The sequence below is a fragment of the Pseudomonas sp. LJDD11 genome (assembly GCF_024584215.1).
Classification (GTDB): domain Bacteria; phylum Pseudomonadota; class Gammaproteobacteria; order Pseudomonadales; family Pseudomonadaceae; genus Aquipseudomonas.
Genome location: NZ_JANJFL010000037.1, coordinates 13,269 through 29,883, shown reverse-complemented (window position 1 = coordinate 29,883; position 16,615 = coordinate 13,269). Strand labels below are relative to the sequence as shown.

8 protein-coding genes and 4 pseudogenes are annotated in these 16,615 nt (G+C 62.3%); 11 read left to right on the top strand and 1 reads right to left on the bottom strand.

The window, feature by feature from the left end:
• The first annotated feature begins 26 nt into the window (after positions 1 to 26).
• Positions 27 to 731, top strand: a complete 705-nt coding sequence (locus NRB16_RS27050) for a tellurite resistance TerB family protein (protein ID WP_045481307.1) — start codon at positions 27 to 29, stop codon at positions 729 to 731.
• Here the strand turns inward: NRB16_RS27050 and NRB16_RS27045 are convergent.
• Positions 694 to 6,336 (bottom strand): NEL domain-containing protein, encoded by a 5,643-nt coding sequence (locus NRB16_RS27045; protein WP_257107369.1) that lies wholly within the window; start codon positions 6,334 to 6,336, stop codon positions 694 to 696. The two genes, NRB16_RS27050 and NRB16_RS27045, sit on opposite strands and share 38 nt — an antisense overlap.
• Positions 6,337 to 6,660: 324 nt before the next feature.
• Here NRB16_RS27045 and NRB16_RS29890 point away from each other — a divergent pair.
• The 10 genes and pseudogenes from NRB16_RS29890 to prfB all read left to right on the top strand — a co-directional run.
• A pseudogene (locus tag NRB16_RS29890) lies at positions 6,661 to 7,146 on the top strand (MCP four helix bundle domain-containing protein); the annotation flags it as partial.
• A pseudogene (locus NRB16_RS27040) lies at positions 7,120 to 8,289 on the top strand (methyl-accepting chemotaxis protein); the annotation flags it as partial. The pseudogenes NRB16_RS29890 and NRB16_RS27040, both read left to right, overlap by 27 nt.
• A gap of 9 nt (positions 8,290 to 8,298) precedes the next feature.
• On the top strand, positions 8,299 to 8,823 hold the full coding sequence (locus NRB16_RS27035; protein WP_257107368.1) for a chemotaxis protein CheW: 525 nt from the start codon (positions 8,299 to 8,301) through the stop codon (positions 8,821 to 8,823).
• On the top strand, positions 8,820 to 10,124 hold the full coding sequence (locus NRB16_RS27030) for a CheR family methyltransferase (RefSeq protein ID WP_045481300.1): 1,305 nt from the start codon (positions 8,820 to 8,822) through the stop codon (positions 10,122 to 10,124). Before NRB16_RS27035 ends, NRB16_RS27030 begins: the two co-directional genes overlap by 4 nt.
• A complete protein-coding gene (locus NRB16_RS27025; protein WP_045481297.1) occupies positions 10,124 to 10,810 on the top strand; it encodes a chemotaxis protein CheW in 687 nt (228 codons plus the stop codon). The genes NRB16_RS27030 and NRB16_RS27025 overlap by 1 nt, the downstream gene beginning before the upstream one ends.
• Positions 10,807 to 11,215: pseudogene (locus tag NRB16_RS29885) on the top strand (Hpt domain-containing protein); the annotation flags it as partial. The gene NRB16_RS27025 and the pseudogene NRB16_RS29885, both read left to right, overlap by 4 nt.
• 77 nt (positions 11,216 to 11,292) lie before the next feature.
• Positions 11,293 to 13,227 (top strand): annotated as a pseudogene (locus NRB16_RS27020) (hybrid sensor histidine kinase/response regulator); the annotation flags it as partial.
• Positions 13,224 to 14,231, top strand: a complete 1,008-nt coding sequence (locus tag NRB16_RS27015) for a chemotaxis response regulator protein-glutamate methylesterase (RefSeq protein WP_253142775.1) — start codon at positions 13,224 to 13,226, stop codon at positions 14,229 to 14,231. The pseudogene NRB16_RS27020 and the gene NRB16_RS27015, both read left to right, overlap by 4 nt.
• A gap of 48 nt (positions 14,232 to 14,279) precedes the next feature.
• Entirely contained in the window at positions 14,280 to 15,290 is a 1,011-nt protein-coding gene (locus NRB16_RS27010) for a PleD family two-component system response regulator (protein WP_045481288.1), read from the top strand.
• Positions 15,291 to 15,505: 215 nt separating this feature from the next.
• Positions 15,506 to 16,601 (top strand): peptide chain release factor 2 gene (prfB, locus tag NRB16_RS27005; RefSeq protein WP_144403170.1). Its coding sequence is split into 2 segments (ribosomal slippage): positions 15,506 to 15,577 and positions 15,579 to 16,601, totalling 1,095 coding nucleotides; the frame shifts between segments, so codons are not numbered across the junction.
• Positions 16,602 to 16,615: the final 14 nt, after the last annotated feature.

Here is a 16,615-nt window from a genome sequence, read left to right as displayed (position 1 = left end):
TCCCATCAAGGTCGAGGAACACATTCATGAATACTCGAGGTCTGCTCGATCAACTGCTGCGCTCCGGTCAGCAGATGCTGCAGGACAAGGTCAGCGGCACATCGGGCAAGCGTCCCAAGGCGGGCGGCCTGTTGCCCGGCGCTGCGGCTGGCGGGCTGGGCGGTTTGTTGTCAGGTGCTGGCGGCGGTGCGCTGGCCGCCGGGGCCATGAGCCTGCTCAAAGGCAAGAAAGGCCGCGGCATGGGCGGCAAGGTGCTGACCTACGGCGGCCTGGCGGCGCTGGGCGTGATTGCCTACAAGGCTTACAACAACTGGCAGGCCAGCCAGGGCCAGGCCGGTCTGCGTGAACCGCAGACCATTGACCGGCTGCCCGCCGATCAGGCCGAGGAACACAGCCAGGCGATCCTGCGTGCGCTGGTGGCCGCTGCCAAGGCCGATGGGCATGTGGACCAGCGCGAGCGTGAGTTGATCGAGGGCGAGTTCGTCAAGCTTCATGACGACCGGCAGTTCCGCCAGTGGCTGCATGCCGAACTGGACAAGCCGCTGGACCCGGCAGACGTGGCGCGCGCCGCACGCACCCCGGAAATTGCCGCCGAAATGTACATTGCCAGCCTGATTCTCGTTGATGAGGAGCACTTCATGGAGCGTGCCTACCTTGACGAACTGGCCCGTCAGCTCAACCTGGCACCGACGCTCAAGGCTGAGCTGGAGGCTCAGGTGCGTCAGGCATAAGCGCTCCAGACGCCGGTGGTTCAGCCAGCGCCGCTGGCTGATCCGGGGAGGGTCCTGAAACGACCGCATCTACGGTCAGCGCCCTCAGCAAGGTCAGTTGGTCGTCCTGATACTGCTGGTCCAGCGTGCGAGCCTCGGCCTCGAATTGTGCACTGCTCAGGCTCAGGCCAAGCTGCTCGTAACGATCGGTCAGGCGATTGAGATTGTCGCGATAGATTCTTTGCAAGCCGTTGAAGCCTGTCGCGTACTCTTCGCGCAGGTAAGTGACCCACGGCATCTGGGTAATCGCAAACGCCAGGAATGAATCACCCCGTTCACCGGCCTGCACCCGCGCCAGCGCCGCGTTCAGCTCGTCAGGCTGCAAGCGGGCGTGGGCTTCATAAAGCATGCGCTGCGGCGGGACCGGCAGGTCCAGCTCTTGCGCCCAACGCAACCGGTAGGCCAGACGCACCTCCGCTTCATCCCGACCATTGGCCCGCTCGCGGGCAATGCGATCAAGCTCATGCAGGCGATACAGGCGTCGGGTCAGGTTCAATAATGCCGCGCCCCTGCTGGTGGCAGGCAGGTCCTGCAACGACTGCTGAGTGAAAACCATGACTTCCATCTGGTTGAATTCCACCATGACCCCGTCGGGGCAGGTGTCCTGTTCTCTGATCATTTGCAGCGGTTGCTCGGCGATGCCGTCCAGGGTGGCCCGCAACTCTGGCGATCGCGCCGCAGCCTCCAGAACCTGCCAGACTCGCTCGACCAGTTGCGCACGGCTGGACTGATTGCGGTAGTCGGCGCTTTGTTGCAGGTAGTCGATCAGCGCCAGCAAGTGGCGGGCATCGGCATCCTGTTCCAGTTGTCGCCAGACTTCAGGACGCTCGGCGTTATTGTCCAGCCAGGGTTCGATGCCCGATAGCTCCAGGGTCGACGAGGTGGCCGGGCTATGGGTGTGCATTGAGTAGTCGGACTCGGTCATGGTCGAGTCGGAGTCGTGGGACTCGTACCAGGCGATTTCGCGGATTTGCGGCGGCAAGTCCATTTCAAAGCTGTACGAGCGCCCGTAACGTTGTGAGGTATGGGCGCGCTGCATCGCTTCGTGGGACAACGGATTGCCGCGCAGGCTTATTTCAGTGTGCCCCCACTGGCGGCGCGGGTTGGCCAGCAGTTGTTCGGGAATGTCCTGCAACTGGTTGTTATCCAGAATCAGTGTCTCCAGAGTAGGGGGCAACCTGTCGGTCATCCAGGCAGGCCAGCTTTGAAGTCCGGTATTGCGCAGCGACAGCCAGCGCAGCCTCAGGTGCCCCAGGCTGGATACTTCCTGCACGTCGCCGAGAAAGTTGCCGTCGAGCTCCAGGCTTTCCAATCGCACCATACGAGCGAAAAAATCGGTCCAGCGCCGGTCGATGCGCAAGTTTGTGTCAATCAGGCTCAGGTTGCTGAAACTCGAAAGCCCCAGCAGCGCCTGAGGTGGCGAAAGCAGCGGGGTCATCTCGCCACTTATGCGCAAGCTGCCGAGGTTGATCATGAACCTGAGCAGGTTGCCCAATTGCTCATCTGTGGTTGTGATCCGGTGCAAGCGCATCGAGCGCACCCGTAAATAAAAGAAACCCGGCAGGCGTCTTGGAAACTGCGCCAGATCCATATCTTCCAGATGCAGGGCCGTCTGCGATTCACCACGGGCATAAGCGCGCCAGTGATCCATCAGGGCCACGCCGATCCGGCGGCGCTGGGCGATGGTCTGCGGCGACAGGGTTACACTGGAGGTGCTGGCTTCGTTCCAGTCTTCGATGGCTTGCGTGAGTGCGTTACGCTCGCTGATCAGGACCCCCAGGTTGACTTCCATGGCGGCCGGGGTATCGATCCGGTAGCTGAATGAGCGATCGGCCAGTGCGTCGTCCAGGCGCGCACGCAAGATGGTGCCCATTGATAACGGATTGCCCCGCACGTCGATCACGCTATGGTTGTCCGGGCTGTGCGGGTTATCGAGAATGTAGCCAGGCAATTCGGTCAGGTGGTTCCCGGCCAGTGACAACTCGCGAATGGGGCCAGGCACCCGGCTGTCGAGCCAGGTCGGCCAATGCCGCAGCTCGGTGTGCTCCAGCACCAGCCGTTGGGGCCGCAGCCACTCCAGCGACAGTGGCTGGTGCTGGCTGAAGCGGTTGCCGGACAACTCCAGGTTGCGCAACTGCAGCAGCGGCAGCAAACCGTCCATTTCCGCCTGGTTGAGCAACAGTTGCAGATTGATCAGGCGCAAGTCGGTCAGGTTCGGCAGGCTGCTGGACACCGTACCCAGTAAGCCGGGGTAATAGCGGGTAAGCAGGCCGGACCCGGGATTGTTGCGCAGGCCCAGCGAGCGGGCATTGCCCCAGCGCGACAGAAACTGTTGCAGGGTCTGGTTGTCGACAGACAGCAGGTCAGCGGGCCGCCCATGCGCGGCAGAAGGGCGCAGGTCATCGAGTTGCAGAGCGGTGACACGCTGCTCAAAGAACGCCGGCAACTGCGGCGCAAAGTCTTGCAGGGCAAAATTTTCCAGGTGCAGTGGCTCGGGTGCCAGGCCCAGTTCGGGCAGGCTGTGCCGCGTCCAGTGCCTCCAGATGGCGGTGCTCAGGCGAGCGTTGACTGACTGTGCCTCCTCCGTCTGCAGCGGCTCAAGGCCGCGCCAGGTTTCGAGGCTTTCGCGCAACAGGCGTTGTTCTTCGAGCACCGCGTCAAGCCGTGCATCAATTCTTTCCAGGCTCATGCCAAAGTCTTGCAGGCGCTGGAGCATTTCATCCGGCCAGAGCATGTCGAACTCCAGCAGGCTCAACCGGTCGAGCAGATAGTGGCGGCTGACTGTCCAGTGTGTGCCCGGCCGGCCGCTGAGCAGATAACCGATTCGCCCGTCGGCCAAGCGCATCGGCGAGCGAAACCCAGGCCGGATCTCAGGCATTGCCAACACCCGGCGCAATTGATGACGCGCCAGTGGCTGGTATTGAATCAGGCGTTGCAGCACCGCGCGTTGGCCGGTATGCGGTATGCCCAATGCCTGGCGCTCGGCGTCGGGCAAGGCATGCAGGATCGAGGCATACAGGTCAGCACGGTCATTGAGGTGACGGTCCTGGGCATCGCGAGCGCTATAGCCGCCTTGCTCCTTGATCAGCACCTTGCGCTTGGGCGCATCGACGGGGCCGACGCTGTCGAGCAGTGCACCGTTGAATGACCCATCGCGAATTTCAAGGCGCAGTTCGCTGGACCAGCCGACCAGTGACTCCAGGCTGTGCAGGATCAACTGGTCGGTATCAGGGTTGTGCGACGATTGCCGGTACAGACCTTCATAGGCACGTGTCAGGCGTAGCTGCTGACGATAGTGACGGGCTTCTTCGGCCAACTGGATTGGCAGTTTGTGCTCGTTGAGCAATTGCTGTTGTTGCGCGGTGGACGCATGACTCCACAGCTCCTGCGCGACGCTGGCGGGCAGGCGTGACGGCAAGGCCTGCTGCAAGGCTTCTACGCCTGCGACCGGCGACGCTTGGCGGGCCTGATAGCGAGTGTCGAACAGCTCGGGCTGGCCGGCCTGGCTCAGCTCCCGATCCAGTTGCAGGCGCTGTATGGTGTCGACCAACAGCGCCGGGGGGCGCCCCAGTTCGGTCAGGGCGTGGCGCAGCACCGCTTCAGAGGTATTGCTGGCTTGCAGGGCTTGCCGGGCCATGGCATCGGGCAGGCTGGCGGTGTCATAACCCAAGCGGCGCAGGAGTTTCAGGCCGTGCATCTGGCGCGGGTTATCCAGCGGGTGCAGCCAGGCGCCCGCGCCATTGTGACGCAACGGCGGCTCGAAGTGCTGGCCGGTATCGGGATGCTCGATGACAAAGTCGCCGTGGCTGTCGGCCTTGACTGAGTAGGTGCCCTCATCGAGTACCAGCCATTGCTTGCCTTGATGCTCGTACAGGCCCAGCGCATTGGGCTTGAGGTCAGCTGGCAGCAGAATGTCGTGGGCAAACGGTGCAAGGTCCGGCTTCCATAGACGTTGCTGGCCACTGGGCAGCCGCACCGGCGCCAATGTCTCGACAAACCCCGGAGCTTCGATGGCGGGCAGCGGAGCAGTGTGAGCGGCGAGCTTGCCAATGGCCGCCATCAGGGCGATATTTTCCACGACATCCAGCAAATAGCTCAAAGCCTGCTGGCGCTCGTCATGCTCCCAGCTCTCGATACTTTCATAGACTTCATAACACAACTGAACGGCGGTCACTCCCAGCATGACCGCGCCCAGGGCCGGCACGGCAAAGGCGGCAATGTTCAGAACGTTGAGCGCCTTGTCACGCCACCAGGCCATGCGCTGCTCATGGCTGCGTTGATCCTGTTCGGCAGTGGGTACGCCATTGAATCGTGCATCGTCCTTGATGACCGTCAGCTTGCGGTGTACCAGGGTTTCGAATAGCGGTTGGGCAAGATGGTTTTCGCCGAGCTTGAGACGGGCGTTGTGATCGGCCTCATGTTCCAGCCAGCGCTGCCCATACCACGGGCCTTTCTTGACCTTGGGGTACAGGTGCTTGTACAGGGTATTCATGACATGGCTGCGCTGGCGCGCGGGAAGCAGCCCGCTGAAAAAGTCTGCATAACGCTTATTGAACAGGCGTTCTCGCAGCGCTTTATGTAGCGCTTGTGCCGAGGCATGGAGTTGCAGCGGTGCAACCGGGTCTTCAGGGATGTACAGCATCACCGGCTGGACGCTGGTGCTGGCGTCGCGGTCGGTACTGATCAGCACGACCCCGGTCAGCTCGACGTCCCACAGGGTCAGGGCACTGCAGTACAGCTCTTGGCCATTGAGCTGTGCGCCGGGCCGGCCGTTGAGCAGATTCAACAGGGCCGTGTGCGCAGGCGCATCGATGCGTTGCTTGAGCAACGCCAGGTGAACCTGCAATAACAGTGTCGAGCGCTCGAACGCCTGGAGGTCGCCGATCGTTACCCGGTCGAACACGCTGTCGATGTGTTTCTGGTATTCACCCCCCAGGTCCAGCCCCCTGGACAAGGCGGCAAATTCGTGGGCCGGCAGGGCGACGGGCGTGCCTTGCAGGTAAGGCCCCAGCACCTGGTGGTTGGCAAAGATCCCGGCTTTGAAATGCTGATCGCGGTCCATTGCACCCGGTACAGTCTCTTCGGCCTGGAAGTTTTGCAAAGCGGCTTCAAGCAGCGGCCGGATGGCTGCACGCAAGGTGCTATTGGCTTGGACAATTGGATCTTTCGCCGCATTAACGAAAGTGTCTTCGGTACGGGTGTGGCTGGCGTGAAACAAATGCGCCGCGCGCACATCCAGATCCAGGTCGAACTGTTGCTTGATAGCCTGGGTCAGGCGCGGCGCGGCAAAGTCTTCAAGTGTGCCCAGCCGCTGCAGGCTGGGGGCAATACGTTGTTGCAGATGATGGTGTTCAGCGTACAGCGCTTGTAACTGCTCAACAATGGCGGGGGTATCGTCGCGGGCCTTGGTCAGCCAAGGCTGCTTCAGTGCCTGGCTGGCGGCCTTGCGCAGCGCTGTATGAGTGTCCGGGCCGGCGTTGGCCAGCCAGGCGGGCGTACGCCGTTCGATGATTGCCCGGTGCGTCTGGAGCCTTGTCGGGAGCCCATCAGAAAGAGAGATATCCATAGTGAAGCAAGCCTTGTTGCGGTTGAGAAAATAACAAAGCTTACGGGTAGGGTATTGGGCCAAAGGTGGTAACTATCTATTAAACATGGCGCCGCCAAATACTGTTGAATGGGCCGCAGGGACGGCGCCAGCCTGCGTCGCAGAGCGGTTTTCGCGATTTTTCCGACGGCTTGGGGGCACACTCAAATGCTTGTTCTGGCAGTTGTTATTTACTTGCCCATGGACGCGCTACTGGATTAATGGCTGGGCTATACTCAGCGCGCCTGGGCCGGCGTTCGGTCCAACTTCATGAACACCGCCCGGCCGGTGTTGAACGCTTGAGGGATGACTGTGAAAAACTGGACCTTGCGCCAACGGATCCTGGCGAGTTTTGCCGTAATCATCACGATCATGTTGTTAATGGTGGTGGCGTCTTACTCGCGCTTGTTGAAGATCGAGTCCAGCGAAGAGGTGGTTCGCCTGGACGCGTTGCCGGGGGTTTATTACAGCACCCTGGTGCGTAGCACCTGGGGCGAGAGTTATATCCGTACCCTTGAACTGATCGGTGAAGGCCAGGGGCGACCGCTGACCCAGTCCGAGCGCGAGCAGTTCAAGGGCTTCGAAGATGCTCTGCAAAAGCAGATCGACGGCTATAAGCAGTCGATTTTCGATAACTCCGACAAAGCCACTTTCCAGCAGTTCGAAACCCAGCGTGAACTCTACTCGCGGCTGCTCAAGGAAACCCATGCCGCCTATGAGCGGGGTGAATACGCCAAGGCCAGGGCCGAATTCTACGACCAGGTCAATCCGGTGTGGACGCTGGGGCGCAAGCAGCTCAACGACATTATCGTGGCCAACAAGCAGTTGGCCGATCAGGCCACCGACAACATTGTCGACGCCGTGCTGACCGCCAAAGTGAGCATGGTGATTTCTCTGTTGATCGCCATTGCCGCGGCCGGTGCCTGCGGCTTGCTGCTGATGCGCTCGATCATCGCGCCGATGCAGCGGCTGGTCGACATCCTTGAAGTCATGCGCACCGGTGACCTCAGCCAGCGCCTGAATCTGGACCGCAACGACGAATTCAATGTCGTGCAGACCGGCTTCAACGACATGATGACCGAGCTGACCGCATTGGTGGCCCAGGCCCAGCGTTCCTCGGTGCAGGTCACTACCTCGGTGACCGAAATCGCCGCCACTTCCAAGCAGCAACAGGCCACCGCGACTGAAACCGCAGCCACGACCACTGAAATTGGCGCGACGTCGCGAGAGATCGCCGCCACGTCACGGGACCTGGTGCGCACCATGAACGAGGTGACTTCGGCCGCCGACCAGGCTTCGGTGCTGGCCGGCTCCGGCCAGCAAGGTCTGGCGCGGATGGAAGAAACCATGCATCAGGTCATGGGCGCGGCCAACCTGGTCAATGCCAAGCTGGCGATCCTCAACGAGAAGGCCGGCAATATCAATCAGGTGGTGGTGACCATCGTCAAGGTCGCCGACCAGACCAACCTGCTGTCGCTCAATGCGGCCATCGAGGCCGAAAAGGCCGGTGAATATGGCCGCGGTTTTGCTGTGGTGGCGACCGAGGTGCGGCGCCTGGCCGACCAGACCGCCGTCGCAACCTACGATATCGAGCAGATGGTGCGCGAAATCCAGTCTGCGGTCTCGGCCGGTGTCATGGGCATGGACAAGTTTTCCGAAGAAGTCCGCCGCGGCATGTTTGAGGTCACCCAGGTCGGTGAGCAACTGTCGCAGATCATTCATCAGGTCCAGGCGCTGGCGCCACGCGTGCTGATGGTCAACGACGGCATGCAGGCCCAGGCCAGTGGTGCCGAGCAGATTAACCAGGCATTGGTGCAACTGGCCGATGCCAGCAGCCAGACTGTCGAGTCCCTGCGCCAGGCCAGCTTCGCGATTGACGAGTTGAGTCAGGTTGCGGTGGGGCTGCGCAGCGGCGTTTCGCGTTTCAAGGTTTGAGACCCGGTCATGGTTGAGCAATCACCCAAGCGGTCCGTGCGCGATACGCTGTTTCTGCTGTTTCGCATCGGCGAAGAACGCTACGCGCTGCAGGCCCGGGAGATCGCCGAGGTACTGCCACGCCTGAAACTCAAGGTGATTCCCAAGGCGCCGGCCTGGGTGGCAGGGATCTTCGCCCACCGTGGCGAAATCGTCCCGGTTATTGATATCAGTGCCTTGAGTTTTGGCACTCCGGCCCGCGCCCGCACCAGCACCCGTATGGTGCTGGTGCACTACCGCCACGACGATCAGCACCCGGCGCAGTTGCTGGGCCTGATTCTGGAGCAGGCCACCGAGACCTTGCGCTGTCCGGCTGCGCAGTTCAAGGAGTACGGCCTGGAAAATCGCCTGTCGCCCTATTTGGGGCCGGTGCGCGAAGATGAGCTGGGGCTGTTGCAGTGGATCCGCGTCGAGGAGTTGCTCAGTGAGCCGGTGCGCGAACTGCTGTATCCGGTGGTCGCGCCGGACATCGAGCTGCTGGAGGATGCGCCATGAGTAATGACGCGCGGTTCTTCGCGTTTCTCAAAGAGCGCATCGGCCTGGATGTCACCTCCGTGGGCGAGGCCATCGTCGAGCGGGCATTGCGCCAGCGCACCACTTCGTCCGGCGCCGCCGACAGCGACGCCTATTGGGCTTTGCTGCAGACCTCAGCGGCTGAGCAGCAGGCACTGATCGAAGCGGTGATCGTTCCTGAAACCTGGTTTTTCCGTTACCCAGAGTCTTTCGCCACGCTTGGCAAACTGGCGCTGGCGCGGGTCCAGGCACTGGCGGGTGCGCGGCCATTGCGTATTCTCAGCCTGCCATGCTCGACCGGCGAAGAACCTTATTCGATCGCCATGGCGTTGTTTGACGCAGGCCTGGCGGCGCAGCAGTTTCGCGTCGATGCGATCGATATCAGCCCGTTGTCGATCCAGCGCGCCAAGCGCGCGATCTATGGCAAGAACTCGTTCAGGGGCACCGACCTGAGCTTTCGTGAACGTTACTTCAGCCAGCTGGCCGATGGCTGGCAGGTGGCTGAGCGGGTACGTGACTGTGTCGATTTTCGACCCGGCAACCTGCTTGATCCGGCACTGGCCAACCAGCCGGCCTGCGATTTTGTGTTCTGTCGCAACCTGGTGATCTACTTTGACCGGCCGACCCAGGCTCATGTATTCGAGGTGCTCAAGCGCCTGACCCTGGAAGACGGCGTACTGTTTATCGGCCCGGCCGAGGGCAATCTGTTGGCGCAGATCGGCATGCGCTCGATCAACGTTGCGCAGTCGTTCGCGTTTCGCCATGCACGGGCTGATGATCCGCGGCCGGTGGTACTCGGTGCCCCGGCGGTGCCGGCACCCGCTCCAGTGGCGCCGGTGCTCGTCCAGCCTGCGGTACGCAGCGTGCCGAGCAGCACCCCACGGCCATTTGCGCCGGGCACCGCGGCGCGGGTGGCGGGCAGCGCGTTTGGCTCATCTGGCAGCCAGGCCCCGGCAGCGGCGCAGCCCGATGCCGAGCTGGCGGCTATTGCCAGCCTGGCCAATGAGGGCAAAAGCAGTGAGGCGCGAGCGGCCTGCCAGCGGTATCTGGCCCGGCACGAGCCGGTGGCCCAGGTGTTCTACTGGCTGGGCTTGCTCAGTGAAGTGGAAGGCAAGGTCCAGCAAGCGCAGGAGCATTACCGCAAAGCGTTGTATCTGCAACCCCAGCACCCCGAAGCCCTGGCGCAACTGGCTGCTGTACTGGCCGCACAAGGCGATAGCAGCGGTGCCCGGCGCTTGCTCGAACGAGCAGCACGTGGCGCCAATAAACAAGGAAACAGCTGATGAGCGGGGTCAGCCTTGCAAGCCTTACCCAGGATGACGGTCAGGACATCGACGATTGCTGGAATCGCATCGGTATTCATGGTGACCGCTCTTGCCCCTTGCTGGCCGGGCACATCCATTGCCGTAATTGCGAAGTCTATTCGGCAGCGGCGACGCGCTTGCTCGATCGCTACAGCCTGGCGCAGGACTATCACGACCGCTCGCGCAGCGCCGAGCAGCAGGGCAGGGCCAACACCCGTTCGGTAGTGGTGTTTCGCCTGGGTGATGAATGGCTGGCCCTGGCCACCCGCAGCCTGGTTGAGGTGTCGCCGATGCAAGCGATCCATTCGCTGCCGCACCAACGTTCGCGGGCATTGCTGGGGGTTGCCAATGTCCGTGGCGCCCTGGTGGCGTGTATCTCGCTGGTCGAGTTGCTGGGCCTGGAAACCGGCGCCTGTTCGCCGGCCAATAACCGGATCATGCCGCGCATGCTCATCGTCGCGGCCGAGGGCGGTCCGGTGGTGGTGCCGGTGGATGAGGTCGATGGCATTCATGCCATGGAGCAGGCGCTGCTTGAGTCGGCGTCGGCATCCGGTACTCATGCCAACGCCCGCTTTACCCGGGGCGTGCTGCACTGGAAGGATCGCAGCCTGCGTTTGCTTGATGAACAAGAGCTGCTGGTGGCAGTGCATCGGAGCCTGACATGACCCCGGACCAGATGCGCGACGCCTCGTTGTTCGAACTGTTTACCCTGGAAGCCGAGGCGCAGACCCAGGTACTGAGCGCCGGCCTGCTGGAACTGGAACGTAACCCGACCCAGGCCGATCATCTCGAAGCCTGTATGCGCGCCGCCCATTCGCTCAAGGGCGCGGCACGCATCGTGGGCGTGGACTTCGGCGTCAGCGTTGCCCATGTCATGGAGGACTGCCTGGTTGCCGGCCAGGAGGGGCGTCTGGTGCTGCAGCCGGAGCATATCGATGCGTTGCTGTCGGGCACCGACATGCTCATGCGCATCGCCACGCCAGGCGATGGCAGCGTCGATCAGTCGGCCGTGGACGCCTATGTACAGCGCATGAATGAGCTGATGAGCTCTGGGGTCGGCAGCGGGCGCAGCGTCAGCCGTCCGCCAGAGCCTGCGCCCGCCGACAGTGCGGCGCTGGCCGGGCCCGGCTTGCCTGACTCATTGGTGTTGGGGCTGTCGCCCGAAGCCCAGGCCGACTTGTCGGCGTTGCTGGCCGCCGAAGCGCCAGCGCCGGTCCCCCAGCCGCCTGCCGCGCCTGTCGAGCCTGTTGTCGATGTCGACAGCGGGCCGCTTGCCACGGCGCAAGCCGATTCTGCGCCACGCCCGTTGCGTGACCGACGGGTTGCCGAGGGTGGCGAGCGGGTATTGCGCGTCACTGCCGAGCGCCTCAACGGGTTGCTTGATCTGTCCAGCAAATCGCTGGTCGAAAGTCAGCGCATCAAACCCCTGTTGACCGGCATGCAGCGTCTCAAGCGTCTGCAGTTGGGCAGTGACCGGGCGTTGCAGGTGCTTGAGGCCAGTCTCAACCAGAGCCAGATCAGCCCCGAGGCGCAAAAAGCACTGGAGGACGCGCGGCAATTGCTGTCGCAGGCGCAAAACATGCTGATTGAGCAGGCGGCAGAACTTGATGAGTTCGGCTGGCAGTCTGCACAGCGTGCCCAGTCGCTGTATGACAGCGCCCTGGCCTGCCGGATGCGGCCGTTTGCCGATGTGCTGGGTGGTCAGGCGCGGATGGTCCGCGACCTGGGCCGTGAGCTCGGCAAACCGGTGCGCCTGGATATCGATGGCGAAAAGACCCAGGTCGACCGTGAAGTGCTGGAAAAGCTTGAGGCGCCGCTGACTCACTTGCTGCGCAACGCGGTCGATCACGGTATTGAATCGCCAGAGCGACGTCAGGCGCTGGGTAAGGACAGCGAAGGTTCGATTCGCCTGCGCGCCTCTCACCAGGCGGGCATGTTGGTGGTCGAGCTCACCGACGACGGCGGTGGTGTGGACCTCGAAAAGCTGCGCAATGCCATCGTCGCCCGCAAGCTCTCGCCGGCTGAAACGGCGGCGCAGATGAGCGAAGAAGAACTGCTGAGTTTCCTGTTCCTGCCTGGCTTCAGCATGCGCGACAAGGTCACCCAGATTTCCGGGCGCGGCGTGGGCCTGGACGCGGTGCAGCATATGGTGCGCCAGTTGCACGGTGCCGTGACGCTGGAGCAGCAGGCCGGGCAGGGCAGTCGCTTTCGGATCGAAGTGCCGCTGACCTTATCGGTGGTGCGCAGCCTGGTGGTGGATGTCGGCGGCGAAGCCTATGCCTTCCCATTGGCGCACATCGAGCGCATGCGTGACCTCGAAGCCGAGGACATCGTGCAACTGGAAGGCCGCCAGCATTTCTGGCATGAAGGCCGCCACGTTGGCTTGGTTGCGGCCAGCCAGTTGCTCAACCGGCCACCGAGCGCCAACGCCCAGGACAATCTCAAGGTGGTGGTGATCCGCGAGCGTGACGCGGTGTATGGCGTGGCGGTCGAGCGTTTTATCGGTGAGCGGACCCTGGTGGTCATGCCGCTGGATGCGCGTCTGGGCAAGGTTCAGGATGTCTCGGCCGGTGCATTGCTGGACGATGGCTCGGTGGTCCTGATCATCGATGTCGAAGATTTGCTGCGCTCGGTGGAAAAACTCCTGAATACCGGAAGACTGGAGCGCGTTGATCGCCAGAACCGCCATAATGGCAATGTGACCCGCAAACGGGTTCTGGTCGTCGATGACTCGTTGACGGTACGTGAGCTGGAGCGCAAGTTACTGGTCAGTCGCGGTTATGAAGTGGCCGTGGCGGTCGATGGCATGGATGGCTGGAACGCCTTGCGCGCCGAAGACTTTGACCTGCTGATTACCGATATCGACATGCCGCGCATGGACGGTATCGAGCTGGTTACGCTGGTGCGCCGTGATACCCGGCTGCAATCTCTGCCTGTGATGGTGGTCTCCTACAAGGACCGTGAGGAAGATCGCCGTCGGGGGCTGGATGCCGGGGCCGATTATTACCTGGCCAAAGCCAGTTTCCATGACGACGCCTTGCTTGATGTTGTGGTGGAACTGATAGGAGACGCGCAGGGATGAAGATCGCTATCGTCAACGATATGCCCATGGCCATTGAAGCCCTGCGGCGCGCCCTGGCCTTCGAGCCCGAGCACCAGATCGTCTGGGTCGCCCGCAATGGCGCCGAGGCCGTGCAGATGTGCGCGGCAAACACCCCTGACTTGATCCTCATGGACCTGATCATGCCGGTGATGGACGGCGTCGAGGCCACAAGAAGGATCATGGCCGACTCTCCATGCGCTATCGTTCTGGTCACGGTCGATCGTGAACAGAACGTCCATCGCGTTTTCGAAGCCATGGGCCACGGTGCGCTGGATGTGGTGGACACCCCGGCTGTTGGTGCGGGCGATCCGAAAGAAGCTGCCGCGCCGTTACTGCGCAAGATATTCAACATTGGCTGGCTGATCGGCCAGCGCAGCGCACGCGAACGCAGCGCCGGGACTGTCTTGCAGGGCGCGGTGCGCCGCGGCGGTCTGGTTGCCATCGGCTCCTCGGCAGGTGGGCCGGCAGCGCTGGAAGAATTGCTCAAAGGCCTGCCGGTGAGCTTTCCTGCGGCGGTGGTGCTGGTGCAACATGTCGATCAGGTGTTCGCTGCCGGCATGGCCGAGTGGCTGAGCAGTGCCTCAGGCATGCCGGTGCGCCTGGCCCGCGAGGGCGAGCCGCCGCAACCGGGTCAGGTGGTGCTGGCCGGAACCAACCACCATATCCGTCTGTTGCAGGACGGGACGCTCGCCTACACGGCCGAGCCGGTAAACGAAATCTACAGGCCCTCGATTGATGTTTTTTTCGAAAGTGTGGCCCGCTATTGGAGTGGTGATGCAGTGGGAGTGTTACTGACCGGCATGGGTCGCGATGGTGCTCAAGGACTCAAGGCCATGCGCCAGAAAGGATTTCTGACCATCGCTCAGGATCAGGCCAGCAGCGCTGTATATGGCATGCCCAAGGCGGCTGCCGCCATCGATGCCGCCGTCGAGATCCGCCCGCTGCGCACTATTGCTCCACGTTTGGTTGAGGTATTCGCATAATGATTTTCCAGGTGAAATCACCTTCAGCCGGTGACCAGGAGATGCTTCATGCATGACTTGCAGACAGAAGATATCAAGGCTCCGGACGAAAACTCCGCCATGGTCCTGTTGGTCGATGACCAGGCCATGATCGGCGAGGCGGTACGTCGTGGCCTGGCCAATGAAGAGCTGATCGACTTCCATTTCTGTGCCGACCCGCATCAGGCCATTGCCCAGGCGGTGCAGATCAAACCCACGGTGATCCTTCAGGACCTGGTGATGCCGGGGCTGGACGGCCTGACCCTGGTGCGTGAGTACCGCAACAACCCGTTGACCAAGGACATCCCGATCATCGTCCTGTCGACCAAGGAGGACCCGCTGATCAAGAGCGCGGCCTTCGCGGCCGGGGCCAACGATTACCTGGTCAAGTTGCCCGATACCATCGAACTGGTGGCGCGCATCCGCTACCACTCGCGTTCCTACCTGACCCTGTTGCAGCGCGACGAGGCCTACCGCGCCTTGCGGGTCAGCCAGCAGCAACTGCTCGACACCAACCTGGTACTGCAGCGGCTGATGAACTCCGACGGCCTGACCGGGCTGTCCAACCGTCGTCACTTCGACGAATACCTGGAGCTTGAGTGGCGCCGCGCCACCCGTGAGCAAAGCCAGCTGTCACTGATGATGATCGATGTGGACTATTTCAAGGCCTACAACGACAGCTTTGGTCATCTGGAGGGCGACGAAGCCTTGCGCCAGGTGGCCAAGGCAATCCGTGCCAACTGCAGCCGCCCCTCGGACCTGCCGGCCCGCTACGGCGGCGAAGAATTCGCCATGGTATTGCCCAACACCACCCCCGGCGGCGCCCGATTGCTGGCCGAAAAACTGCGCCAGAGTGTCGCCAGCATGAACATCCCGCACATCGCACCGGCACCGGGTTCACACCTGACGGTCAGCATCGGCATCGCCACCGTGATCCCGCAGCCCGGCGGCAACAGCCGACAGTTGATTCTGGACGCTGACAAGGGGCTGTATGCGGCCAAGCATAATGGGCGTAATCAGGTGCAGGTGGGCGGGGCCTGACGGCAATGGGGTCGCCGGATCAGTCTCCTGCGGCTCGGGCATGATGCTGGGTCGGTGGGAGTCAGCTTGCTGACGAAGGCGGCATCACAGGCATCGTGGGTTCACCCGCCGTTGAAGTGAATGCGCGGCGTCCCCGTCCGACGGGGCTGCTTTCGCCACTACGCCTAAGGTATACTCACCGGCTTTGTAATTTTCGCCTGCGAGTGCTGCCGACCATGGAAATCAACCCGATTCTGAACAGCATCAAGGACCTCTCCGAGCGTTCCGAAACCATTCGGGGGTATCTTTGACTACGATCACAAACATGATCGTCTGGTTGAAGTCACCCGCGAGCTCGAAGACCCTAACGTCTGGAACAAGCCTGAATACGCCCAGAGCCTGGGCCGCGAACGCTCCCAGCTGGAGCAGATCGTCACCACTCTCGATGACCTTGGCAGCGGCCTGACCGACGCCAAAGACCTGCTTGAGATGGCTGCCGAAGAAGAAGACGAAGGCGCTGTCGCCGACGTCGTCGCGGAAGTCGAGCGCCTGCGCGAAGCGCTGGAGAAGCTCGAATTCCGGCGCATGTTCAGTGGCGAGATGGACCCCAACAACGCCTACCTCGACATCCAGGCCGGTTCCGGCGGCACCGAGGCTCAGGACTGGGCCAACATTCTGCTGCGCATGTACCTGCGCTGGGCCGACAAGCGCGGCTTTGACGCGACCATCATGGAATTGTCCGAGGGTGAAGTCGCCGGTATCAAGGGCGCCACTGTGCACATCAAGGGCGAGTACGCCTTCGGCTGGCTGCGCACCGAGATCGGTGTCCACCGTCTGGTGCGCAAGAGCCCGTTCGACTCCGGTGCACGTCGCCACACCTCGTTCTCGGCGGTGTTCGTGTCGCCCGAGATCGACGACAAGGTCGAGATCGAGATCAACCCGTCGGACCTGCGTATCGACACCTACCGTTCCTCCGGTGCCGGTGGTCAGCACGTAAACACCACCGACTCGGCGGTGCGGATCACCCACGTGCCGACCAATACCGTGGTCAGTTGCCAGAACGAACGCTCCCAGCACGCCAACAAAGACACCGCCATGAAAATGCTGCGGGCCAAGTTGTACGAGCTGGAAATGCAAAAGCGCAACGCCGCTTCGCAGGCCCTCGAAGACAGCAAGTCGGACATCGGCTGGGGTCACCAGATCCGCTCGTATGTGCTTGATGACTCGCGCATCAAAGACCTGCGCACCGGCGTCGAGCGCAGCGACTGCCAGAAAGTCCTGGACGGCGACCTCGACCAGTACCTGGAAGCGAGCCTCAAGCAGGGGCTGTAAGCCGCACACCACCG